At 26.8% G+C, this 25,531-nt stretch carries 22 protein-coding genes; 4 read left to right on the top strand and 18 right to left on the bottom strand.

Going from position 1 to position 25,531, the window contains the following annotated elements; genetic code table 11:
* Positions 1 to 3: 3 nt before the first annotated feature.
* From GPX08_RS00175 to mnmH, 5 genes are all read right to left on the bottom strand, one after another.
* Positions 4 to 2,031, bottom strand: coding sequence for an AAA family ATPase (locus GPX08_RS00175; RefSeq protein ID WP_156624236.1), 2,028 nt, complete (start codon positions 2,029 to 2,031; stop codon positions 4 to 6).
* Positions 2,032 to 2,220 (bottom strand): hypothetical protein, encoded by a 189-nt coding sequence (locus tag GPX08_RS00170; protein ID WP_156624235.1) that lies wholly within the window; start codon positions 2,218 to 2,220, stop codon positions 2,032 to 2,034.
* Positions 2,213 to 4,243 (bottom strand): DEAD/DEAH box helicase, encoded by a 2,031-nt coding sequence (locus GPX08_RS00165; RefSeq protein ID WP_156624234.1) that lies wholly within the window; start codon positions 4,241 to 4,243, stop codon positions 2,213 to 2,215. The genes GPX08_RS00170 and GPX08_RS00165 overlap by 8 nt, the downstream gene beginning before the upstream one ends.
* A 3-nt stretch (positions 4,244 to 4,246) precedes the next feature.
* The gene (locus GPX08_RS00160) at positions 4,247 to 7,606 is read right to left on the bottom strand and encodes a hypothetical protein (protein ID WP_156624233.1); all 3,360 of its coding nucleotides are present in this window, start codon (positions 7,604 to 7,606) and stop codon (positions 4,247 to 4,249) included.
* A 492-nt stretch (positions 7,607 to 8,098) separates the two neighbouring features.
* Positions 8,099 to 9,202, bottom strand: a complete 1,104-nt coding sequence (mnmH, locus tag GPX08_RS00155; RefSeq protein ID WP_156624232.1) for a tRNA 2-selenouridine(34) synthase MnmH — start codon at positions 9,200 to 9,202, stop codon at positions 8,099 to 8,101.
* Between the two features lie 279 nt (positions 9,203 to 9,481).
* Between mnmH and selD the strand changes: the two genes are divergently transcribed.
* Together selD and GPX08_RS00145 are read left to right on the top strand one after the other, a co-directional pair.
* Positions 9,482 to 10,522: a selenide, water dikinase SelD gene (gene selD, locus GPX08_RS00150; protein WP_156624231.1), complete on the top strand. Its 1,041-nt coding sequence runs from the start codon at positions 9,482 to 9,484 to the stop codon at positions 10,520 to 10,522.
* A gap of 143 nt (positions 10,523 to 10,665) precedes the next feature.
* Positions 10,666 to 10,917 (top strand): hypothetical protein, encoded by a 252-nt coding sequence (locus GPX08_RS00145; RefSeq protein WP_156624230.1) that lies wholly within the window; start codon positions 10,666 to 10,668, stop codon positions 10,915 to 10,917.
* A 319-nt stretch (positions 10,918 to 11,236) separates the two neighbouring features.
* On the opposite strand, the gene GPX08_RS00140 is transcribed toward GPX08_RS00145, so the two are convergent.
* Entirely contained in the window at positions 11,237 to 11,785 is a 549-nt protein-coding gene (locus GPX08_RS00140; protein WP_156624229.1) for a GNAT family N-acetyltransferase, read from the bottom strand.
* 269 nt (positions 11,786 to 12,054) lie between these two features.
* On the opposite strand from GPX08_RS00140, the gene GPX08_RS00135 reads away from it, so the two are divergent.
* Positions 12,055 to 12,522: an NUDIX domain-containing protein gene (locus GPX08_RS00135; RefSeq protein ID WP_156624228.1), complete on the top strand. Its 468-nt coding sequence runs from the start codon at positions 12,055 to 12,057 to the stop codon at positions 12,520 to 12,522.
* Positions 12,523 to 12,693: 171 nt separating this feature from the next.
* Here the strand turns inward: GPX08_RS00135 and yedF are convergent, their stop codons facing one another.
* From yedF to GPX08_RS00075, 12 genes are all read right to left on the bottom strand, one after another.
* On the bottom strand, positions 12,694 to 13,290 hold the full coding sequence (gene yedF / locus GPX08_RS00130; protein WP_156624227.1) for a sulfurtransferase-like selenium metabolism protein YedF: 597 nt from the start codon (positions 13,288 to 13,290) through the stop codon (positions 12,694 to 12,696).
* Between the two features lie 117 nt (positions 13,291 to 13,407).
* The gene (locus GPX08_RS00125) at positions 13,408 to 13,977 is read right to left on the bottom strand and encodes a GNAT family N-acetyltransferase (protein WP_156624989.1); all 570 of its coding nucleotides are present in this window, start codon (positions 13,975 to 13,977) and stop codon (positions 13,408 to 13,410) included.
* Positions 13,978 to 14,057: 80 nt separating this feature from the next.
* Positions 14,058 to 14,801, bottom strand: coding sequence for a hypothetical protein (locus tag GPX08_RS00120; RefSeq protein WP_156624226.1), 744 nt, complete (start codon positions 14,799 to 14,801; stop codon positions 14,058 to 14,060).
* A gap of 272 nt (positions 14,802 to 15,073) precedes the next feature.
* Positions 15,074 to 16,114 (bottom strand): LD-carboxypeptidase, encoded by a 1,041-nt coding sequence (locus GPX08_RS00115; RefSeq protein WP_156624225.1) that lies wholly within the window; start codon positions 16,112 to 16,114, stop codon positions 15,074 to 15,076.
* Positions 16,115 to 16,193: 79 nt separating this feature from the next.
* Positions 16,194 to 16,874 carry an HD domain-containing protein gene (locus GPX08_RS00110; RefSeq protein WP_156624224.1) on the bottom strand — a complete coding sequence of 227 codons (681 nt, stop codon included), beginning with the start codon at positions 16,872 to 16,874 and terminating at the stop codon, positions 16,194 to 16,196.
* 80 nt (positions 16,875 to 16,954) lie between these two features.
* Complete coding sequence (locus tag GPX08_RS00105; protein WP_156624223.1) at positions 16,955 to 17,107, bottom strand: cytochrome C551; 153 nt, start codon at positions 17,105 to 17,107, stop codon at positions 16,955 to 16,957.
* A gap of 201 nt (positions 17,108 to 17,308) precedes the next feature.
* Positions 17,309 to 18,124 (bottom strand): hypothetical protein, encoded by an 816-nt coding sequence (locus GPX08_RS00100; RefSeq protein ID WP_156624222.1) that lies wholly within the window; start codon positions 18,122 to 18,124, stop codon positions 17,309 to 17,311.
* 230 nt (positions 18,125 to 18,354) lie between these two features.
* Positions 18,355 to 19,803 (bottom strand): TrkH family potassium uptake protein, encoded by a 1,449-nt coding sequence (locus GPX08_RS00095; protein ID WP_156624221.1) that lies wholly within the window; start codon positions 19,801 to 19,803, stop codon positions 18,355 to 18,357.
* Between the two features lie 6 nt (positions 19,804 to 19,809).
* Positions 19,810 to 21,165 carry a Trk system potassium transporter TrkA gene (gene trkA / locus GPX08_RS00090; RefSeq protein ID WP_156624220.1) on the bottom strand — a complete coding sequence of 452 codons (1,356 nt, stop codon included), beginning with the start codon at positions 21,163 to 21,165 and terminating at the stop codon, positions 19,810 to 19,812.
* 175 nt (positions 21,166 to 21,340) lie between these two features.
* Positions 21,341 to 22,390, bottom strand: a complete 1,050-nt coding sequence (locus tag GPX08_RS00085; RefSeq protein ID WP_156624219.1) for a helix-turn-helix domain-containing protein — start codon at positions 22,388 to 22,390, stop codon at positions 21,341 to 21,343.
* 123 nt (positions 22,391 to 22,513) lie between these two features.
* Positions 22,514 to 22,960 carry a GNAT family N-acetyltransferase gene (locus GPX08_RS00080; protein WP_156624218.1) on the bottom strand — a complete coding sequence of 149 codons (447 nt, stop codon included), beginning with the start codon at positions 22,958 to 22,960 and terminating at the stop codon, positions 22,514 to 22,516.
* A 396-nt stretch (positions 22,961 to 23,356) separates the two neighbouring features.
* Positions 23,357 to 23,524: a hypothetical protein gene (locus tag GPX08_RS00075; protein ID WP_156624217.1), complete on the bottom strand. Its 168-nt coding sequence runs from the start codon at positions 23,522 to 23,524 to the stop codon at positions 23,357 to 23,359.
* Between the two features lie 291 nt (positions 23,525 to 23,815).
* Here GPX08_RS00075 and GPX08_RS00070 point away from each other — a divergent pair, with 291 nt between their 5' ends.
* A complete protein-coding gene (locus GPX08_RS00070) occupies positions 23,816 to 25,396 on the top strand; it encodes a recombinase family protein (RefSeq protein WP_156624216.1) in 1,581 nt (526 codons plus the stop codon).
* The last annotated feature ends 135 nt before the right edge of the window (positions 25,397 to 25,531 follow it).

Raw genomic sequence — 25,531 nt, 5'->3', positions numbered from 1 at the left:
CAATTACCCCCTTATAGCCATTTTACTATCTAAACTTACTTCTTCAATTTTTGAAAATCCATCGGAAATCTGATTTAATTTATACCATTTACCTAGCTTTCCAACTTCTTTAATTTTTAACTCTTCACTTATAGTTAACTCAGTATCAGTTAACAATAATATCCATTGGTTAGCTAATAAAGGGATATTTTCTATTAAGTTATCTCTATTATTACCACTTACTCTACCAAAAGGTGTATCCATAAATAATGGGAAGTCTATTGAGGAATCCTCCCCACCTGCAACTTTTGCTAATGCAGTTATAAATGCTAAAGCTACTATTTGTCTTTGCCCTTGTGATATATCTTGTGTAATTATAGTTTCTAATCTATTTATAACTTGTATTTCATACTTGTGATTAATATTTATTTTACTAATAAGTGCCTTATCCTTTTTGTCTATCAGCTTCTTAAATATCTCTGTAGTTTCTTCCATAAGATTTTTTCTCATAGTTTCACTATACCCATCTAAAATATTTTGTAGATCTTCATTTAACTTTTTCATATATTCTAATTTTTTAGAATCAAATTTAACTGCTTCATTTTCACTTATTAGCTTATCATATTTTCTTTTTTCCTTATTAAGAGCATCTATTGACGAATCTTTTCTTCCTTCTAAATTACCAATATCCCTTTTCAGATTTTCTTTATTTTCTTCACATCTTTTTTTAGTTTTTTCTAGTTCTTCAAGATTAGCTGTTCCTTTACTTTTTCCTTTTGATTCTTCATTTAACTCGTTTATTTCTTCTTGAATCTCTTCTATTTCATCTTTAATTTCTCTAATCTTAGATAGTCTTAATTTTATACTATCTAACTCTTTTTCTTTATCTTGTAAAAATTCATTAATAGTATTTGTTATTTCTGAAATCAAAGGAGTTAATTCAGATCTTTTAAAGTTCTTTTTAAGCTTAACTATTTCATTATAAGCTTCAACATTTTTTGATAAATCAACCTTACAGCAGCTACAAATCTCATCATTTAAAGATTTTTCTATTATTTCTAAAGGAATTAAATCTTTTTGCTTAATCACAACTTGTCCTAAGTAATACTTAGCCATCTCATATATAGGATCCATTAAAAGCATATGACATTTATAAAAACTTTTTTCTTTTATAGCTTGCTTTTCAGAAGTTAAAAGATCCTCTTTTGTTGCTTTATTAATCTTCTTTTCTTTGATCTTATCTTGAATAAGTCTAATTGACTCATTTTCTCTTAATTTCTTGTCTATTGATTCTATTTCTTCTTGACATGCTAATTCTTCGCTTTTCTTTGCATCTATTATTTCTTCAATGTTCTTTATTTCTTCTTCTATACTTTTTATATTTTCTTCACATTTAGTAACTTCGCTATTATTAACTCTACTACTAATATTACGTCTTTCTTCTTTTACTAAATCCCCTGTTATATTTATAGCCTTTTGTAACTTATCTATATTTAACAGATTTTTTATTCCGTTTTCTACTTCTAACTTAGATTCTTTATTTGTCTTTGCTAATGTTTCGATTCTTTCAGCGTCAAAAAGAAAGAAATCTTTAATTTTTGAATCAAAAACCATTCCTACTAGCTTATTTTTTTCATCATCATTAAGATCATTTTTGTTATCATAATTTCCATTTTCATCTTTTATGTTTAATTCTATTCCGTTTATTTTTTCAGTTATCTTATTATCTACTTTATACCCAACCACTTTTCTCTTTATAATGTATTCCTTTTGTTTATGAGTAAAATTTACTATCACATATGCCTCAACAGGATAACCGTTATTTTCCTCCAATGCATTAAAATTTACAAGATGTATCTCATCATTCTTATTATCTTGGTTTATATACTTTTCCCCAAATAATCCAAATATTAAAGCTCTAAATAAACCTGTTTTGCCTTTTCCATTCTCTCCAAATATAATTGTTACATTTTTATCCCCTTGAGCAAATTCAATTTTTTGTTCTCCATAATACTGCCTAAAATTATTCACTATAATACTATTTAATTGCATTTATCTTATCTCCTCTTTTACAATTTCAGTTATCTCATCTCTAATGAACTCTTTTATTTGATTCTCTGTCTTTCCTTTTTCAATATCAGCTAATACCTCATTAGCTAAAAATGCAATATCAGGATCTAATGAATTAATCTTTTCCTTTAAGTCCATATTTATATCTAGATTTGTTTTTTCTCTACTCATTTTCAAGCTCCTCCTTTAACTCTCTATATACTTCCCATGGCAACTTATCCATTAAATACTCTAAATCTACTATTTCTAAATATTTTCTCATTATCATTCTACTCTTATGTTGATTAATAGCATATTTTGAAAACTCAGCAAATCTTGGCATTTCTTTTTTTGCAATTGTTATATATGTTTTTTCTTCTGCTTTACTAGGAATAACTATGAAGTCATAAATGACTGCTAGATTTTTCCCCTTTGATTTTCTAAGTATTCTACCTCTTCTTTGAACAAATTCACGTGGATTAGATGTTGATGCTAAAAAGAAAGCCTTTCTTGTTGCTGGTATATCAACCCCCTCATCTAAACATTTGATAGCAACTAATATTTGTATATCCCCTTCCTCAAACCTTTGTAGTATCTTACCTCTTTCACTATTACTAACTCTCGAATCAAACCTATATACTCTTATGCCTAAATCTGCTACTATCTTAGTAATCTTATCAATATCACCTGGTGCACAATAAATCAATGTATGCTTTAATTCTTTTAGATCTTCCTTTTTTAATAAATTAATTAATCTATCTATTTTATTTTTTGCTTTAGATAAAATTAAACTTCTTTTTCTGTTTAACTCTTCAATTGCCTTTTTATCTTCATATGTCTTATTTTCTTTTAGTGTGAGCTTTTGTATCCTTCTGGTTATCTTTTCATATTCTAATATTTCCGCTTCATCCAAGTCACATATAACCGGATTATATTCATACTCTGTTAATATACCATTTTTTATTGCTTCACTCATTCCATATTCATATACAGTTTTCCCAAAATAACTTCTTAAGTTATCTGTGCCTATTTCATCCCACCATCTATCTGGGGTTGCAGATAAACCTAGTCTTGCATCTATATTTCCAAATTTATTGTTTGTTAATGATCTAACTCCAAAATAATGACACTCATCACCTATAATAAACCCATTATTTTTTATCCTACTTAGAATATCATTAAACTCTATTGATGAAGCTGATTTATATGTGGTAATTGCAACTTCTAAATCACTTATACCAATGTTAAAATCCCTTACTTTACTTTCGAGTTTAGTCATCCATGAAGTCTTACTTCCATAACATTTAATTATTCGCTTATATCCAAGTAGTTTACAGTTATCTATCCATTGATCTACAAGATGAGTAAATGGAACTAATATTATTAAAAACATTCTTTTTTTCTCTTTTTTATATTCTCTTGTAATTAATAAACTAGTAATAGTTTTACCCGTACCTGTAGCCATTTCAAATATTCCATTCCATTGATTATCTTTAAAAGCTTTCATAGCTTCAAGCTGATAAAGCCTTGGTTTTACTTCTTTTTTATTACTATTTTTCTTATTTAAGCTTATCATATTTAATAAAACTGCATTTGGTATATTCATAACAGTTAACTTTTCTGTTTTATTAATCCAAAGATTTTCAAAATCATCTATCATATCATTTATCCTGTATAATTCATTTTCTCCAAAGTAAACATCTACCTTTTCAAAGTTATTAACTAATCCATTTAATGTTTCGTTTGCTGATCCTGAAAAAGCAACCTTATTGCCAAAATTATCATAAAAAACACCGAACTTTTCATGATATAATATATTATCTTCTGAAAAAGCTATTTTTATCTCTAATTTTCCTTCACTAATAAGATAAGCTAAAGTACTAAGTGAATCATTTTTTATTGTATCCTTACAAATATTTATTTGCCTTAATAATGCCTTTTCTATAATATCCTCTTTAGCCTTTTCTCCTCTTAATATAGCTTTATAATCTCCTTCTTCTAATAAAGGATTAGCAACTATTCTTATTTTTCCATCATTTTTTATAAATCTTTCTAGACCTTCTCCAAGTGCCGATAAGCTTGAACTTGTAAAATATCCAACTGCTCTATCATATCTCGAACTTACGTTTAAACACTTTTCATAAAAATCTACACTAAGCTTGTCTTTATTCGATCTATATTTAAATTGCAGATCTAAATCACTTAAACAACTCATTAACTACTCCCTAATCTTAAATCTTCCCATTTCATCAATTTCAAATAATTCTGATGTTAATATTTCATAAGGTAACGATCTATTTTTTTCATTATTATATATTACGCCTTGATCTACTAAGAACTTATATATATAATCAATATGTTTTACTCCATTGTATTCATTCATAATAATATATTTAACTAACTCATCAAATCTTTCAATTGAAGAATTATCTTTTACTAAAATTACTCTATCTGTCCCTCCAACATAATCATAGTAAACTCTTTTTACTCTTTTATACTTCTTTCCATTCACTAAGCTAGATATTAATTCTGGCTCCCAAGTAAAATCAATTCTAGGTAATCTTCTTCTTAATCTACATATATTATTAACCACAATATATTTCTTTTCACCTATTTCTGAATCCAATAAGCTATATACATTATTAATTACATTTCCCTCTATTTCTTTTAGTTTATCTTTATAAACAATCTCTACATTTGATATTAAATAGTACTCTTTTTCTTCTATTAATTTAGTAAATATATTTCCAATACTAGCTCCTTTGTATCCAATTTCCTTTAACAGGCTCTTTATTTCTTCTTTCTTATGGACTTCTCTAAATCTACTTATAACAATATCCTCTGGTGACCTTACCTGACTATCCTCATAGTACAGTAAATTGGTATGACCTTTCAAATACGGATCTAAAACTTTAATAATAGCCGCAATCCCATCTCCAGATTTAATGTGAAAGTATTTAAAGAAAGTATATAGTTCTATATCAATCATAGACTTAGAATAAATAAATTGTGTAGATACAACTCCATATTTACTTAATGATTCCCTTACCATACCTTTAAGCTTTGATTTTATATTTTCACTTAATAGTTCATTTGATATTAATGTAATATAATTCCCAATCTTAATAATTTCATTACTTTTTGAAATAGTATCTTCCAACTTAAATAGTTCCCATCTAAGCTCGTTCAAAGCTTCATTTCTCAATACTACCCCACCATTTTCGCTAATGTACTCTTTAACAATATCTTCCCTACTTTTACTCATAATATCCTTATTAGTGTTATAAGTTATAGACATAGTATTTCCCTTACCTGTAGCATATTTATCACTAAAGAAATGTTTTATTACGGAGTAAAAATAATACTTATTGTTGATACCTACATTGGATAATTCACTTTCATGATATTTTATAACATCTTGAGCCGTAGTAATTTCAACGAATTTCAATGTGTCTTCCAAGACCTTATCTGCTACCTGCTTTGTTTTCTCGTAAACATTCCATTTTGTTATATGAATATATTCACGATTATCTATACAAATCATATTAGGATTTTCTATTATCCTAGCTTCAACAGTTCTTATACTCTTATCTGAAATATCCTCTTCAAAAATCTCATTATATTTCTTCTTCAATAGATCTAATCCCTCATCATCTATTCTTATTGAATTTTCAATATATCTATTAGCAATCCACTCATATCCTTTTTGTAGGGAGAGTATATTTTTAGAATATAATTTACCATACTTTTTATATCCTAATTTAATTAAGTGTTTTTCTATTTTGTATTTTTCTAAATCCTTAAAGCCTACTATTTCATATATCTCATTTAATCCATCTATAACATCGTCTATAATAAACTCTTCATCTAAATACTCTATGATCTCATTGTTTAATTCTTCAATATATCCATTGTTATTTAAAGTAAGTATTTCCATATCTTTAAAAATTAAATCTTCCCTTAATTCTAAGAAAATCTTAATTCCTAATCTATTTTCTTCATTAACAAAATTAAGTATTTCGCTAATTCCAATAAACTTAGAATTAACAAACTCTAATTTAAGACTACTTATAATATCATAGTTGTTATACATTCCCTTTAATTTTTCATTTGCCTTAATGATTTTTTGTCTTATTCTTTCCCTTGTTAAATTATATTCCTTCCCTATTTCCTCAAGAGTCTTTCCCGATAAATACCTCTTCTTCAATATTTTTTTATCATCGTCCTTAAGAATATTCACAGAATATTCTATTATACTGTTTAGATCCATTAAGTTATTAATTTTCCATATAACTTCTACAACTTGTTTTTTAGATTCTTTATCTAAGCTATAATCGTCTAACTTTGTATCTTGAATCTCTTCAAAAGTTTTCTCTTCAATACCATTTAAATTTAAATCTATCTCTAGCAATAACGCTATATCTTTAATCTTTTTATACTTTATTTTTTCAAACCAATGTTCATTAATTTTAATGATAAAATCTTTTAAAAGTTTATTTTTTGATTTAGCAGCTTCTATTAGTTCATCTAATTCACTAAATAACCTTTTACATTTTGTAACTCCCATCTTAGGTATTCTTATAAAACCAGTCTCTATCTCTTCTAATATATCCTTTAGATTCTCCTTATTATTCTGATAACAATAAATCAAGAATGTTCTTTGATTAAATATATCTACAATCTTTTCATTTAATAGGTTCAACTCTTTAATTTCCTCTAAATATTTTTCAGGTTTTTTTTGAATTTCATCATCATATTTTCCACCTATTTTAGATTCATTTCCCAGTATTATCTCTTCAATATTTTCTAATTTTTCTTTAACTAAATCAAATTTCTTTTTACCTATACCTTTAAACTTTGAAAAATTGTGAAGAGATTTCCCATCTAAATCATTTATTAGTAGGATATCATTCTTCATGCAATAATCTATAAACATTCTCTCATTTGATTCAAAAAAAATTTCCTTTACTTCCTTATACTTAATATCTTCTGAAATTGAAGTAACTATATTATTTAATTCCTCTATGATTTGATATTCATTATCCGTTTCTCTATCCTGCTCCCCTTCATTTATCGTATTCCACTTTTTACTTGCTTTGTCAATATATTTTCTTTCAAAAGTTTCTTGTTCAAATATTTTAAATCCAACTTTAATAAATTCTTCCTTCAATTTATCAATATTTACATTTCTATCAATAATTTTGAAGGCCTCGATAAACATGAAGTTAAAGAACTTATCATTATCTACTTTATACTTGTTAAGAAAATCTCCAAAATTATATTCCTCGAAATTAATTTCTAATGATCTAAATTCATTTTCGCTTTTAAAAATGAATTCATTTGATTCAATAGTAATATTTTTTAATATATTTTGTTCTTTCTCTAAATGAAAGTTTCCACCTCTTAAAAGTATTTCATTTATTAGCTTAAAAAAAACATTTCTATCACTCTTGTAAATACCTCTAATGTGATCTATATCTACTTTACCATCTTTATTAATTTTAATTAGTTCTAAATAATCCTTACTTGCATTTTCTGTTAAATTATACCCATACCCCAGTTCAATATATTCTTTCATTAATCTACTCCATTTTTTATTAACTATTCCTTTTATTTCTTATATTGTAACGCTTTTCACTACGTTTTACAACTTTTTTCGATCTCATACTTCATTAAAAGTAAGCGTACCAGTCATGATTCCTAAGCTATTATCATCATCTCACGTGCCAGCACGTTAGGTAAAAGTAATAGAATTATCTCAAGAATATTTTAGTGCTTAAGAATAGTTTAAAGGATTTCTGTTAGCTTAGTTTTAAACAATCTCAAACTAAGCTTATTAGTTATGTCATATTTTATTGTTTTGAGTCCATTTCCATCAAATACCTACTACTTATATTTAACAATAAGTTTTAAGATATTTTTTTCATAAACTTTTTACACTGACAAAAATATAAACTCTGCCTATTGGGCAGAGTTTATAACTTATATAAGAATATTTTAAAAATCTCATTTATTATACAGCTCACCATTAATAATTCTAAATACTAATTCATCTTTATTATTAAGCAAACTATCTCTCCAATTTCTCAATATAATCCATTACCTCACTACCATTCCCCTTAAAGACTATATTTCTATTAGATTTTAATAAAGAATGCTTATACATAGGATCGTAGTATTGAGTTAAAAATAACTCTATCCAATTTCTATGTTTATCTATCTTATTAGTTGTTAACTGTTCATTGTATGCTAGTTTAAGTTCCTTAACTATTGTATGTATTCTGTCACCAAGCTTCCCCTTAACTCTTTCCATACTTGCTATCATATCATTTAACCAAGCTTCTAAGGCAAGTTCTTCATTTTTAAATACTTCTCTATGCTCTTCTTGTCCATTTATCACATATTCTTCTAATATATTATCTATTCTTTCATTAAGTGAAGCTTCTAAAAATATCACATCTCCACTTTTCATATATTCAAAAAATACCTTTGGAATAAAACTCTTTCCTATATTTTTTCCCTCATCTTCTAGAACCATATAATTATAGTTATTATTTTTATGTTTAATTAAGCTATAAGCTAAATTATTTTCAAAGTTAATTTGTGTTGGCTGAGGTGTAATATGATGACCAAATGTAGATCCTCTATGATGAGCTAAGCCTTCTAAATCTATTGAATTATTTATTTTATGTAATAATATTGTTTTTCCTGAGCCTGTATATCCAGATAATATTAGCGGTTTTGATTTTATATTTTGGGGCTCTAATGAATTTATAAGGTAATTACGAAAAGCCTTATATCCTCCATCTAATTTTACTATATCTTTTCCCGTTTCTTCATATATCCATTGTTGTGCTATAGTTGAACGTGATCCTCCCCTAAAGCAATAAATCATAGAATTTGGATTTTCATTTATAAATTCTGTCCATACCTTTACTCTAGATTCTTTAACTTTTCCAGATACTATTTCATAACCAAGCTTTGTAGCTTCTTCATTGCCTTTTTCCTTATAACATATACCAATAATATGTCTTTCCTCATTATTTAAAATTGGCATATTTACTGAGTTTATCATTGATCCTTTTTCAAATTCAATTGGAGCTCTAACATCTATTAGCATTGTGTCATTTAATACTATACTTTCAAAATCATTTGTTACTGATAATTTCTTCATTACTCTACTTCCATTTCATCTTTTCTTTACTTCTAATAATATAAATTATATATTTCTTACTTGTAAAAATAAACTAAAATTATGTAATCTTATCTAAAAATTTATATTTTTACTATTGTTATTCCTTCTTTAGATTTATAATAATTATTGAAAAGTATTTTAAAATTAAATACTATACAAATAAGCTTTTGATATTTTACTTTAAAATTAATGTCTAATCATGATTTTATGACTTTAGATATAAATTGTTAGTTGAAACATTGATAGGAGGACTTACTAATGAAAGAAAATATAAAATTAACTTCTCTTACTAAAACTTCTGGATGCGCTGCAAAGATTGGCCCTGGTGTTTTAGATTCTGTACTTCAAAACTTACCTAAATTTGAGGACTCTAACTTAATTGTTGGTTTTGATAAAAAGGATGATGCCCTTGTATACAAAGTATCTGATGATAAAGTAGTAATACAAACAGTTGACTTCTTCCCACCTATGGTAGATGATCCCTATACTTTTGGACAAGTAGCTGCAACTAATGCTTTAAGTGATATATATGCTATGGGAGGAAACCCATCTATTGCAATGAATCTGCTTTGCTTCCCTTCTTGCTTAGATCCAGAAATAATGCATGATATTTTAGCTGGTGGATATAGTAAGGTTAAAGAAGCTGGAGCAATTATCGCAGGTGGACATACTATCGCAGACCCAACTCCTAAATACGGTCTTTGCGTTACAGGCTTTGCTCATCCAAAAGAAATCTTAACAAATAGTAATGCTAAAACTGGAGATGTTCTAGTATTAACTAAACCTATTGGTGTTGGTATTTTAAATACAGCTAATAAGGCAGAGCTTTTATCTGAAAATGAAGTAAAAGAAGTAACTAAGGTAATGACAGAATTAAATAAATATGCTAAAGAAGCCTTTAATGGATTGAAGGTTAACTCTTGTACTGATATAACAGGTTTTAGTTTAATTGGACATAGCTTTGAAATGGCAAGTGGAAGTAATAAGACTATAGAAATATTCAGTGAAAGTGTCCCAATACTACCAAAGGCATTAGAATATGCAAAAATGGGTATTCTTCCTGAAGGAATGTACAATAATCGTGATTACTTAAAAAATTCTTTCAAATCCTTACCTAATGTTCAAACTGAAATGGTAGATGCATTACTTGATCCTCAAACCTCTGGTGGACTACTTCTATCCATGCCTGAAAAAGATGCAAAAGAATATTTATCTAGGATGGAATCTTATACACCTTGGGCTCGAATCATTGGACAAGTTAAAGATAGGGAAAATATTGATATAATCATTAATAAATAGCAATTATGATTTAAGCCTATTATAACTTTATTAACCCAATATTTTAAAAATCGAATAGTAAACTATTTACAAAATATGCTATAATCAATTTATAATTATGGCATATTTTTCTAATACATGAATTTATTAAGGAGACGTCTTTTATGTGGATTAGAACTCAATCAAAAAAAGAATTGGTTAATGTATTTAAAGTAGAGATTTCTTCTATTATTGGTGATAAAAGAAATAAAGTCGTTATATGGGGTAGATTCGCACCAAATAGTATATTTTCATCTAATAGATCTGTATTAGGTATGTATCCTACAATGGAAGATGCTATTGCTGAAATAGATGAAATTGAAAAGTGTATTTTAAATAATCCTAATGGTGTTTATAATATGAAAATCAATGAATAGTAAATTAATGCAGTGAATTTAGTACCTATTATCAGTATAAGGAATTTAATAATGAGCAAGGAAAATCTTATATTGAATCATTAATATCTAAATATAAAATAAACTGAGATGCAGGATAAATAAATTTGCTTTGGATGCTTTTATTATATTAAAATCTTCCAAAGCAATATATTTCATTAATAAATACAACCTTGAAAGATTCCAAACCATAAATAGATGAAACTTTTTGATTTAGAGCATTCTTTAAGCTTCTTTTTGTAGCCATTTGTCTTATGGATCATATTATACTTATCTTTGGCTTTATATTCCCATCTAAAACTTAAATATATAAATCCATTATAATTTCATCATAGTACTTTCCATTAATATTAAAGTAATTTTTATGAATACCTGCCTTTTTAAACCCAAATTTCTCATATAATTTAATTGCTTTTTCATTAGTAGCATTAACACCAAGAATAATATTTTTAGTAACTCCACTATCCTTAGCAAATTTAATTAGTTGTCCCATAACAGCACTTCCAACGCCAATACTCCAATATTTTTTCTTTACTGAAATTGCTATCTCACTATTATGAGCAATTCTTTTTCTACTTGGACTACTTATTTGTGCTACAGCTACTATTTCATTATTAATTAATCCAATTATCATAAGTGAATTTTTATCTTTATTTATACTTTCAATAAATGAAATTTCTTCTTCAACTGAAAATGTAACTTCTCCAGCTCCAAATAATAGATTGTCACTTTCGCCACCAACTATATTGAGATATTCAATAATATTCTTTGCATCTTCTTTTATTGGCTTACGTAAGATTAGTTCTTCTCCATTTTTAATTTTGACTTTAGATATATAGTCTATACTCATAAATACCACTCCCATTTAAACTATTTCTATAATTTAATCATTTTCACAAATTATATATAATACTAATCTAATTATCAAGTACTTATAATATAAGTTATAAATAACCTTATAATTAGAGTATTTAACTTCTAAGCATTAAATAATACTCTTATTATATCTACTATAATTTATACTTCCTTAATTTCATAGCTACATTTTACCATAAAATGTTATAATTTAAATGTATTAATTATTAAATAAATTATTAACAGTTAGGGAGGTTTCTAAATATGTCAAAAGCACAGTTCTATTATAAGAATAAAAATGCACCTAAGCCTAATAAACCAAATAGTATAGGCATAGCCGCAATAATCAAATTTAATGATAAAGTTTTACTAGAAAAAAGAGTTGATAGTGATAGATGGTCTTTAATTGGTGGTGGATTAGAGGTAATAGAAAGTTTGGAAGAAGGAATAGTTAGAGAAATAAAAGAAGAAACTGGCTTAAATATTAATGATGATCATTTAAAATTCTGGAAAATTTATTCTGATCCATCAAGAATAGCATCATTCCCTGATGGAAATATCTTAAGACTAATAACAGCAGTATATATTGTTAAGTTAAATAAGGCTCATAAACTATTATGCAGTGAAGAATCAGAGGAATTGAGATACTTTAATTTAAATGAACTAAAGTATCTCAATATAGCAGAAACTCATAAACATATAATTGAAGATTATATTAACGAAGGAAATTAAAATGTACCGAAATAGATAAGTTATACTTTCTATTATAGTTTATCTAATACTGGGTAATTTATATCTATTTGAATATCCTGTAATTAACCCTATTGAAATAATATTTTTAAATAAAATAAGTGAAGTCACCTAAAATATCGTATTATGATGACTTCACTTATATCAAACTACTTATAAAGTTATAACCTTTGAGGCTACCTTCATTTGTTCAACTATTTCATACATATTACTTACCTTTCCAACTAAAAGCTTGTCCTCTAATCCATAGAAATTAAGACATGCTCCACAAATAAGCAATTCTACTCCTTGCTTTTCTAATTCCTTTAAATGCTCAACAGCTTGTTCATTCAATGTAGGAACTTTTACACCATCATTCATAAAAAGAATTGACTTTGGATAATCCTCTGATTCTGAAATTGTATATAAGAACATCTTCATTAGTGTTTCTCCCAGCTCTTCATTTCCAACACCAATTGTGCTTTTATTTACAAATATGCTCCAATCACCAAGAGGCTTCCTATTTTCCACCTTAGCTAATATTTCTTCACATTCTTCACATCCATTCGAAAACTTAACATTAAAATCGCCATTAGCTTCAGTTACTTTAACTTCAAAGCCTTGACTACTAGCTAATTTGCTTAAATTCTCAACCGCTATTTTATTATCAACTTGTACTGTAAAGAACTTTATTCCTCCATCAATTTCTTTCTTTGCCATAATAACTGGCATAGGACAGTTTTTTCCTCTTGCATCTATAATTCTACTCATTTCTATCACCTTTCTAGAGAAATTATTAATAAAATTATTATACACTATTATTTAATAAATTTGTATTATATTCATCTTTTGTATAATAATGATAAATTTTTAGAGCCTATCCCAAACCTATTTGTGGTACTTCATAAATATAAATTCTGAAAAACCTCTCTGCTTTGCATATTTTAATTTTTCTCGTTTATATTCTTTAAATCCAAATTTTTCATAACAATTAAAAGCTGCTATATTTACGTTTGTAACTGAAATAATAAACTCATCCAAATGACTACTATTAATACAGAACTCAATAAGTCTACTAGCAATTCCTTGTCTAAAACATTTTTTCTTTACGCCAATAATATCAATATAAATAGTTTTATCATCAAGGTTCTGCGACTCTTCTAAATCCTTTTTAATAATCATAGCACCCATATATCCTTTGAAATAGCCAAATTCCTTTTGAAAATCTTTTAAATTAGCATAAAAAGCTCTATGTTCTCCAGTGACATAAGCTAGAAATCCAACAATCTCATCATTTATTGTTGCTACAATATAATTTTCTAAGGAAATTCCGCTACTTAAAGCCCTAGATATTTTGCTTACATCACTTGATAATCTTTTCCAATCTTCAAAGAAAGCTTCTGCAAACACCATTGAAATGCCCATTCTATCTTCTTCTGTTACATTTCTAATTGTAATTTTCTCCATAAACTATTCCCCTTGAATTATTATTACATATTTTTTAATAGATTTTATTGACTATTTATTAGCTTAGCATTTTATATAATATGACAGTTAAACATGCAGTCACTGTTAAAATAATGTTGTCCACCTATCTCATGATAATTTTTATAGTTGTCTACCCTAATATGAAAATTACTATACTCTAATACATTATCAATATCATATTTCTTTGCTGCCTCATAACAATATATTCTTATTTCATTTAAATAATTTTTATCTGAAACTGCTTTTTCAAAATTATCAGCATTAATAAATATGTAGAATGTGTTCCAATAATTTATTGATTTTACTTCTGGAAACTTAGATTTTATATCATTGTTAATATCACGCCATGCACAATTACTGCTATGACATATCATTGTTTTGAATATATCCTTCACAAAAAATTGGATATATGTTGTTTCAGTAATTCCAGACAATTTATTATTCTTTAGAATTTCATAGAATACTTTTTTATAGTTATTATTTTTATCCTCTATTCTGTAATTAATATCTGGATCAGCCCCCCATAAATAAATATAAAAATTTATGAATTTACTATCATTATCAGGTCTTTCAAACTTACAATTAAAAATATCAACTCCATATATATCTTTAAAATATTCAATATATTTAGATACAAAATTATATCTAAAATCATCTTTCGAATACTTGGAAACAGCGAAGTCATAGTCACTACTTTCTATTACTGAAGATTGCGGCTCATCATCTTTACTATTATAAATTTCCAATTCTTGTACACATTTCTCACTTATATTTTCTTTCCCCATTAAAATCATATTCTACCTCTCAAAATAATATAAACTATTATTACTCATATTTTAAAATTAATTTATCAATCAAATTAACTGACATTTCAAATTACTTTTAGTACTCTTCATTTTTATTTCATATTAAATACTCTTTTAATCAAATATCTTTCTAACTTCATTTCTACACTTGACTATATTTTCTTGGATTAAGTATATCACATAATTACATTTTATTTACAAATATTATAAACATAAGCCAATGATAATTATAAATCATCGGCTTATTTTCTTTAATATTTTTATATTACACCTGATTCTAATATAGAAAATTTATTATTCTCGCAATCAATTTCAGCTAAAGCTCCATATGGAATTGTCATTATTGGAGCTGTATGCCCAAAATTCATATTGAACAATATTGGTAGATCCTTTAACTTTAATTCATCTCTAATAACTTTATAAATTGCATTCTTATATTCTTCATAATACTTATTATCATATGGTTTTCCAAAGATCACTCCATTTACATTCTCTAATATTCCTTGGCTTCCATAATTTCTAAGCCAATATTCAAAATATGCAGGTTCTGGCTTATCCTCAGATGTCTCTAAAAATAGTATTGAATCCTTCCATTGATTTTCTTCTGGCCATATTTTTGTACCTTTAACCATTTCTAAAACCTCAATGCATCCGCCAATTAATCTACCTCTTACTTTTCCATTACCCTGTAAGACCTTTACCCCTTCATGGGATTTAGTCTTTCTTCTTATATCCTTATTGCATTCTTCCCATGGTAAATACTCACTTGTCCATATATTTGATGATTGTATTTCACCTATTACCTCAGTATTAAATAACACTTTATTAACCCAATATATTGTATACTCAAACATACTTATATTTTCAGCAAAGTCAGATAAAATTGATGGCCCATAAAAGCTAGATAATCCTGCTTTTAAGCATATCATGTGGGATACTGTTGTATCTGAATATCCAATAAATACTTTTGGATTGCGTTTAATAACATCAAAATCTATAAATGGAAGCATTCTTATACTTTCATATCCACCTATACATGAAAAAATGCCTTTAATTGATTCATCCTTGAAAGCATTCATAAAATCTTCTGCTCTTTTTTCAGGATGATTATATAAATATTCGCTACCCTTTAATGTATTTTCCATTTCTACTACTTCAAGACCCAGCTCTTCTTGAAGCCTTTTCTTACCTTGATAATATCTCCATAATATTTCTTTATCTCCGGCGCCTCCCCAAGATAAACTGACTGTTGCTATTTTATCTCCTCTTTTAAGATGATATGGCTTAATCAAATCCAACATGTTTTCTCCCCTTTTATTTAGCATTATACCATATATTAACATAATCTATTTTAGAATATGATACGCCTTACTATATTATTTAATGTTTATTGTTTATCATAATATTAAACATTTCCCACTCTTCATTATTAAAGAAAACTTTTGGAATCAAGTTCATTTTCTCTGAAAAAGTAATTATTGATTTAAAAACTTTAATTATAAAATAGAACTCTTCTAATTCATCTTTATTAATTTTATCTTCACATATAAATTGAATTACTAAATTATTATTATAAATATCAACTAATATATCCTTAATATAAAGTAATTCCTTCATTCCTTTAAGACTATATCCAGCTTTAGCGACTCTAGTATATTTAATATCTAATTTATCACTTATAATCAAAGTTAAAGCAATAATATTATCACTATAGAATCCATCACTATGAATTTTTATTGCTTCTAAAACTAAATCCTTATTTTTCAATTCAATATTATTTTCTTCAATATACTTTTTTGCAAATTCATAACTTCTTAACGCATGTTTTTTCTTTCCTTCTATAGCTCCTATATCATGTAAAATAGCTGCTATTTTAGCCTCTTCTATAAAGTTTTCATCATAATTTAATTTCCTTAGCAAATCTTCAACTAAATTAGATACATTTCTAACATGATCTAAATTATGATGTGCACAACCCTTATCTAAATCTTCGAATTCAGATATTTTATTATAAATATCAATTATTGTTTTATCATTTTCTATTCTTTCAAATCTGTTCATTTTATCCACTTCTCTAACTAATATTATTATTAAACATAAAAAAGGCTGTAGTAAAACTACAGCCTTATAACAATCTAAAATTATCTTCTATTTTGTTCTTTTCTAGCTCTTCTACAAGATACGCATCTTGTTGGCTCATTTTCAAATCCTTTTTCCTTGTAGAATTCTTGTTCTCCTACTGTAAAAACGAATTCACTTCCACAATCTCTACACTTTAATGTCTTATCTGTCATAATTATTCCTCCTAAAATTAAAGATTCTAAATCGATATAATAATCTCTAATTTTAGAGAAACTATTTACCTAAATGAAACTTTTTTGTTAGCATTTTGCTACCATTTAATAATAACATATATTTCATATTATTACAATGATATATTCAAAATATTTATATAAATTAAGTATCTTATAAATAGTACTTTATAATCTATAATATTAATAATCCTCTTTTGAAATTTCTCTAGGCCATGAAAGTAAGCTCTTTCTTGATATTATTAACTGTTTTTCCTTTGGAAAGTGTAGAGTACAAAAATAATTATGATAATTCGCTGTCCATACATACTTGTCCCATACTCTTATATTAGTTTTATGTAAATCTAGCATTTCTTCGATTTTAACTTTATGTTTATGAAGCAACTCTACTTGTATTTTTTCGAATTCATAGTTATTATTGCATTTAGTATAATATTTAAATATAGTATTTAAATAATTTAAAAACCATTGTCCATCATTATCAATAAGTATTTTATTATGCTGTGGAGCAACATTATAATTATTTATATACTTTTTTAATCTATTCACTGTCTTATCATCCAATATAATTCTTGGATAGCAAGCTAAATTACTTTCAGTATTATGAGCATCCAAAAGAGCTGGTCCAAAAACAATATCTTCATTTACATAAAAATCGCCTACACTTACACCTCCTCTAACAAAAAGGCCTTCTAGTGATAAATTAAATTGATATTCAGATACGTTATCCAATATTTCGTTTAATTCTGCTTCTCCATCATCTTTAATAGGATACCCTACAATCATATTATCAGTGTATATCTTTATTTTTCCTTGACTGTACTTATTCGGAATTATACACTGTTTGTTCTTATTTATAAGATAGCTAATCTCTTTAAGTAGATCATTCCCATATCCTTCATTACAAGAATCTAATATCATTTGTGAAAATCCTAATATATCTATAGTACATACCATAGAATTAATAAGCTTCGGATTATTCTCGTCGTATTTTTGCATGGTATTTTAACACATCCTTACTTAAATTACTTCTATTACTACATATTTTAACATGTAAAGTTATCTGTTGTGAATATTGAATGTATTACATTTAATTAATACTATGAGATTTCAATAACATATACTTTTACATCTTTATAAATCAATAAAAAAGAGTCTAATTAGTATTTATAACAATTAGACTCTTCTTTAAATATATACAATTTATTCATTATGTTACTTTTATTTCTCTAATATGTTTTCTTCCAAATAGATTTGCTAAACATAATAAGCATTGGATAAATTTCTAATCTACCGGCAAGCATACAGAATGATAACACAATCTTACTTAATGGTGAGAAAGCAGAGAAATTTCCTGTAGGTCCAACCATTTCAAAGCCTGGTCCTACATTGCTTATAGAAGTTAATACAGCTGTTGATGTTGTAATTAAATCGAAACCATCAAAGGAAACTATTATAATTCCAATAAGTGTTATTACAAGATATGCTCCTAAAAATAAAAACACACCTGATATTATTTCTTCATCAACTACTTTACCATCCATTTTCACACTTTGTATTCTCTTTGGATGAAGTATCTTATCTATTCCACGTCTTATAGCCTTTAACATTATTACTATTCTAGTAGTCTTTATTCCACCGCCTGTAGATCCAGCCATAGCTCCTGATATCATAAGAATTAATATTATAACCTTACTCAATGTTGGCCATAGATTAAAGTCTACTGTAGCATAACCTGTAGTTGTTATTATGGATACTACTTGGAAAGATGATTGCCTAATTGACTCTCCTATTCTTCCACCATTTAATTCTAATATATTAAAAGTAATAAAAACTATGGATACTCCAATCATCAATAAATAATACCTTAGTTCCTCGCTCTTAAAGAAGCTTTTTATGCTTCCCCTTAATATTTGGAAGTATAAAGCGAAATTTATTCCAAAAAGCATCATAAATATTGTTATAATCCACTCACTTGCTGGATTATTAAAGGCCGCAACACTTGAATTCATATTAGAGAATCCACCTGTTCCAGCTGTTCCAAGTGCATGTATTATAGAATCATAAAATGAAAGTCCTGAAAACATTAATAATACGGTTTCAATTATAGTTAATATAAAGTATATTATGTACAATATCTTTGCAGTTTCATTTAGCTTTGGAACAATCTTACCTGGATTAGGGCCAGGACTTTCTGCTCTCAATAAATATATTGTATTAGAACCTAATGAAGGTACTAAGGCTAAAATAAAAATTAAGAATCCCATTCCACCTATCCAGTGGGTAAAACTTCTCCAAAATAATATCCCTCTAGGTAGAGACTCAATTTCAGAAATTATAGTTGCCCCTGTGGTTGTAAATCCTGATACTGTTTCAAAAAATGAATCTATAAAAGATGGTATTGCACCACTTATTACGAATGGCAGTGCTCCAAAAACAGCTATTACAATCCATGCTAATCCTACAGTAATGAATCCTTCCTTTGCATACATTTCCTTATCCTTAACTTTAAGATTACGTAGTACCAAGGCTAGAGGTAACATTAAAATTATAGTAAAAAGAAAGGCATTAGCATCTCCATCACCATAATATAAAGCTACAACAAAAGGAATTGTCATAAGCAATAATTCATATAATAATACATTTCCAATAAATTTTAACACCATTTTATAATTCATCTTATACTACCACCCACTGAATATGTCATCAATTTGTAATAGCTTCATATCTTTAGATACAATAATCACTCTATCATTTACCTTTAGGCAATCATCACCTGTTGGAATGATAATCTTATTATTTCTTACAATTGTAGCTACTAATGCATTTTCATTAAACTCTATATTCTTAAACTTTTCACTTATATTAGTAGTATCACTACCTACTATAAACTCTACTGCTTCAGCTTTATCATTACAAATCCTATAAACATTTTCTATAAAACTCTTTTTCTTATTCTTCAAAGTTCTAACATATTTCAATATTTTATATGCTGTAACTAACTTTGGATTTACCATAGTATTTATTCCTACAGCTTTTCCTATATCTCTATAATTATCTCTTGTGATCTTAGTAATTACATTACTTACAGATTTATTGTAAGCTAAAATAGATGCTATTATATTATCCTCATCTCTTCCTGTTAACGTAATGAAACTATCAACCTCTAATAGACTTTCAGATAATAAAAGTTCTTCATCCATACCATCTCCATTTATTACTATTGAATTTGGTAAAAGTTCATTAAGCTCCTCACATACAGATAAATCCTTCTCTATTATTTTACAGTTAACTCCTACTTCATTTATTATTTTAGCAAGGTAATATCCAATTTTCCCTCCACCTACTATCATTGCTCTTCTTACTTTTTTCTTATATTTTCCAAGTTTATTAAATAGGTTTTGAATATCCTTATGCTCACCTATTACATATACCCTATCATCTCTATTAAAGACATAGTCTCCTTTAGGCATGATAAATTCATCTTTTCTTTCTACACCACAAAAAAGTACATTTCCTCTAATAAAACCAATATCACTTATCTTCTTTCCTTCAAGCGCTGTATCTTCAGCCTTAAATCCAACTAAATTTACCTTTCCATCTGAAAAATTATCTATGCTACATACTGATGGATACTTAATAAGTTTAGCTATTTCTATTGCTGCAGCCTTTTCTGGATTTATAACTAAATCTATACCAACAGCTTCAGTTAAAAGAGTTATCTCTTCATCATAACTTGGATTTCTTACCCTAGCTACTGTATATTTAGCACCTAATTTTTTCGATGCAAGTGAGCAAAGCATATTTAATTCATCACTATCTGTAACAGATATTAATAAATCTGCATCTCTTACTCCAGCTTCCTCAAGGACTTTTAAACTCGTTGCATTACCCTTAATGCACATTACATCAAGATTATTATTTACATGCTCTAAAGCTAAATCCTTCTTATCTATAATAGTTATATTATCTCCATCTATAGATAAATATTGAGCTAGTGTATATCCAACCTTACCTGCACCAACTATAATAATGTTCATTTTATATCTCCTTATTCTTTCAATACTAATCTGTTGTATAATAAATCAATTATACAACACAATAATAATTTATTCTATCTACAAATTGTTTAATCTATAGCTATAAATTAAAAGAAAGCACATAATTCTAAATAATTAGTGTGCTTTCATAAAAAATCTATTACTTTTAAAACAATTAATTACTATGTCTATCAAGAATATTCAAAAACCTCTCGTTATCCTTTAAAAATTCCAATTCATTATCTTTATCATTTTTAAGTGCATTTAAAAAGGTTGAGAAAAATATCTCACTACTTTCATCTTTATATTCTTTAGGTTTTATATGCTTATATAGCTTAGATTTTGAAATATCCCACTTCTTTCTAATAGATGTTAACATCTTATCTAAAATAGGAATTAAATTATCAGCATCTTTTTGAACTGAATACAAGTGGAAATATGCAGCGTATGAATTATAATCCCAAAAATCGAATAATTCTATTGTCTTTTCTATAACTTCTGCAAAGTACTTTGCATCCTCATTACGATTTTCCCTTAATGCAATTTCCATCATAGAGCTTAAAGTAGTGAATATTTCTGTTCCATTAGTTATTAATTTATTTTCAAAAAGCTCTGAAGCCTTATCAAATTCTGAGGCTTTAATATAAAGATTCCCTTGTAATTGCTTCTTATCATAAGTAATATTAGGAAGTTTATCTATACAAGCTTGTGCTTTTTCATACTCTTCCCTTCCTAAATATTTATTAATTAACATAGAAGTTGCTTGATTAGCTACCTCTATATCTTTGCTATTTGAAGCTTTTACATATAATTTTTCAATATCGCTCTCATAGTATTCTATATTTTCAACTGCGAACATAAACAAACTACCTTCAAGGACAGTTGCAATATTTAAAATTAACTTATCACAATTTGGATACTCATGAATCTTATCCATTGCCTTCTCAAAACCAATATTAAATCCTTTAGATCTTATTATTTCAACTAAGTCATTAATAAAGTGCCCTATTTCTATATCAGTTAAATCATCCTTGAAAGAAAGTAATGTGTTTAAATCAACCCTTAAAAGTCTTGCTAATGCTGGTAATATAGTTATATCAGGATAACTGATACCCTTTTCCCATTTGTTAACTGCTGGTGTTGACACTCCAAGATAATCAGCCACCTGCTCTTGGGTTAAACCTTGATCCTTTCTTTTCTCTTTTATAATTTCATCTATCCTCATAGTAACCTCTTCTCCTTAATAAATAGTAAAATCAAAAGCTCTTGTTAACACTATTTTATCAAGTAAGGTAACTTACTACAATTGAGTACTTGTTAATTTATAAGTAAATAAATTAACTGCTGGTTAATTCATTTCTCTTTTTAAATAAACCATGTCAACTAATTGATTTCCACCTTCGAATATCGGATGATCATAATTATCAACAAAAAAGTTTTTGATTCTATGAGATTCCACGAATCCACATTTATTGTAGAAAGGTATTGTCAACGGACTATCACCAGTTCCAACATACATTATGTCACAGTCATCTTTAAAGTACTCAAGAATATATTCAACTAATTTCTTTCCATAACCTTGTCCATGATATTCTTCATATGTAGCAATATTTTTAATTTCATAAACTCTTTCACCCTCTTTAGTCACAACACATATTCCCTTTAAATTATCATCATATAATGCAAACATAATACCTCTATCAAGATATTTGTCAATCATATTTTCTTGCTCATCAGCTAATAGCAGTAAATCTAAAAAATCTTTTTTACATTTATTTATTAATTTTATCTTCATCTTGAACCTCCACAATTTAATATTAAATATAAATTATGCAAAGCTCATTGCCGGTCTACTCTCCATGTCAATCCAGCCAACTATACTTTGCATGGAGTTAATATTTTGTGGATTTATCTAATAACATTAGTTCACCACATCCTTTCAATAATACTACCTTTCTCCCTTATATATATCTACATCTATATATACTATCCTCTATTTAAAATAATCCTCTAAAATATTTCTATTCCCATTATAAACCGGATTAATATATTGTTCTATACATTACCTACACATTCATAAAAATGGACTATGAATTCTTCCTTACTTTTACTAAAATAAGTACTCAAATTATCTTTGAATACTTTTATCTTATTAAATCTTTATATTATTATCTTTGGTACTTTTATAGTTCTACTTCTTATTTGTATTTTCTTTATTTGATAACTCAAGTAACTTTTTAGAATTATCAATTCCTAATCTCCTAACTAAACTTTTTGCTAATATTTTATGAAACTCCCCTAAAGACTCCTTATTTGGAGCATTAACATTAACAGCTTTTATTGGCTTAATAGTCTTCACATCCTAAAATTCTTTGATTCATAATATTCATTTCATTTAAGTTTTGTTAGTTGTTACATGTCTGTATAAAATATTTTTTAATACATTACTAACTAAAAGCTAATTTCTCAATACTCTCTGAATTAAAAATGATTAAATGTTTGAAAACTAAAGGATGGCAAAATTTCTTCTTATAATAAGTATCCTATTCCCTTTTATGAAACTTTCTTTAATTAATATATGCAAATTCTTAAAATTAGAGCTCGTACATATAATTTAGAAAGACATATATCAATGAAAGTAGGTTTTATTATGAATATAGCTATTTATTCAAGAAAATCAGTTTATACTTCTAGTGGAGATAGTATAGAAAATCAAATTGATTTATGTAAAGACTATTATTCACGCATGATAAATGATTCTTCGATTAATTTTGTTATATATGAAGATGAAGGATTTTCAGGTAAAAATATTAAAAGACCTCAGTTTCAAAAATTACTTAAAGATATAAAATCTAAGAAAATACAAGTCTTGCTTTGTTATAGACTTGATAGAATATCTCGTAATGTGGCAGATTTCTCTTCTACCTTAGAACTTCTCCAGAAATACAATGTTGACTTTATTTCAATTAAAGAGCAATTTGATACTTCAACCCCTATGGGAAGAGCTATGATACATATTGCCTCTGTCTTTGCTCAGTTAGAAAGGGAAACTATTGCTGAAAGAATTAGAGATAATATGATAGAACTATCTAAAACAGGGAGATGGCTTGGTGGTATTCCACCACTTGGCTATGATGCTATAAGGGAAAATTACTTAGATGAAGATCTAAAGGAAAAATCCTTAAGTAAGCTTGTTATTAATGAAAAAGAATTAAAATATGTAAAATTAATTTATGATAAATATCTAGAATTAAAGTCATTAAACAAGGTGTCAATTTTCTGTATGGAAAACAATATAAGCGGCAAGCTAGGTGGATCTATAGAACGTTCTGGTCTCGGAGTTATTCTTCAAAATCCTGTCTATGTAAAATCTACTGCAGAGATATTAGCTTATCTTAAAACTAATGGGTTTTCAATTTTTGGCAAGGCCAATGGAAATGGTATATTTAGATATTCGCAAGATACCTCTGAAAAAATTGCCACTGTATCAAATCACCCAGGAATAATAGAGGCTAATAAATGGCTTAAAGTTCAAGATTTATTAAATAGTAATTTAAATCCTAAGTTAAACTCATCTGTTTCAAATACAGCATTACTAACCAGGCTTATAAAATGCGGTAAGTGCGGAGCTAATATGATAGTTAAATACGGTAATAAATATAAAAGTGATAAAAGAGCCTTCTACTATGTCTGCAGCAATAAAATTAAAAGTAGCGGTTTAAAATGTAATAGCAAAAATATAAAAGGTGATTTGACTGAAGAGCTGATTATAAATTCCATAACTGACTATAATAAAAATCAATTATTACAAGAATTAAAAATTATTCTAAATAATTATAAAGAAAACTTATCTGAAGATAATAAATTAAATCATAAAAATATAGACACTTTAGAGGGAAAAATTAAAAGATTAGTTGAAAAATTATCCCTAACAGATGATATAGAAATATCAAAAATACTACTATCTCAAATAAAGGAACATAAAGAAGAAGTTAAAAAGATTCAATTTGAATTGAATCAAAAACTTAAGGAGGATGATGAAAATGATGTAATTTCTTACTCAAAAAAGGAAAGCAACTTATATAATCTTGATAATTTTAACAATCTAATCAAAGAAGCAACTATTGATGAAAAGAGACAACTACTATTTTCAATAATAGAAAAGATAATTTGGGATGAAGAGAATCAAAACTTAAATATTATATATAAGAAAGAAAAGGGCAATGAATAGGCTTTTATGAGAATATCTAAAAATTTGTGTAAATAATAAATTTAGTTTACTAATATAACTGGAAATTTTATTTCCAGTTATATTTTTGTTTACTTATTGAAATAATAATACTGGGCTTTTATACATTTTTAGTTT

The sequence above is a fragment of the Clostridium tertium genome (assembly GCF_902652255.1).
Classification (GTDB): Bacteria; Bacillota; Clostridia; order Clostridiales; family Clostridiaceae; genus Clostridium; species Clostridium tertium_A.
This window is presented reverse-complemented; position numbering and strand designations above follow the sequence as displayed.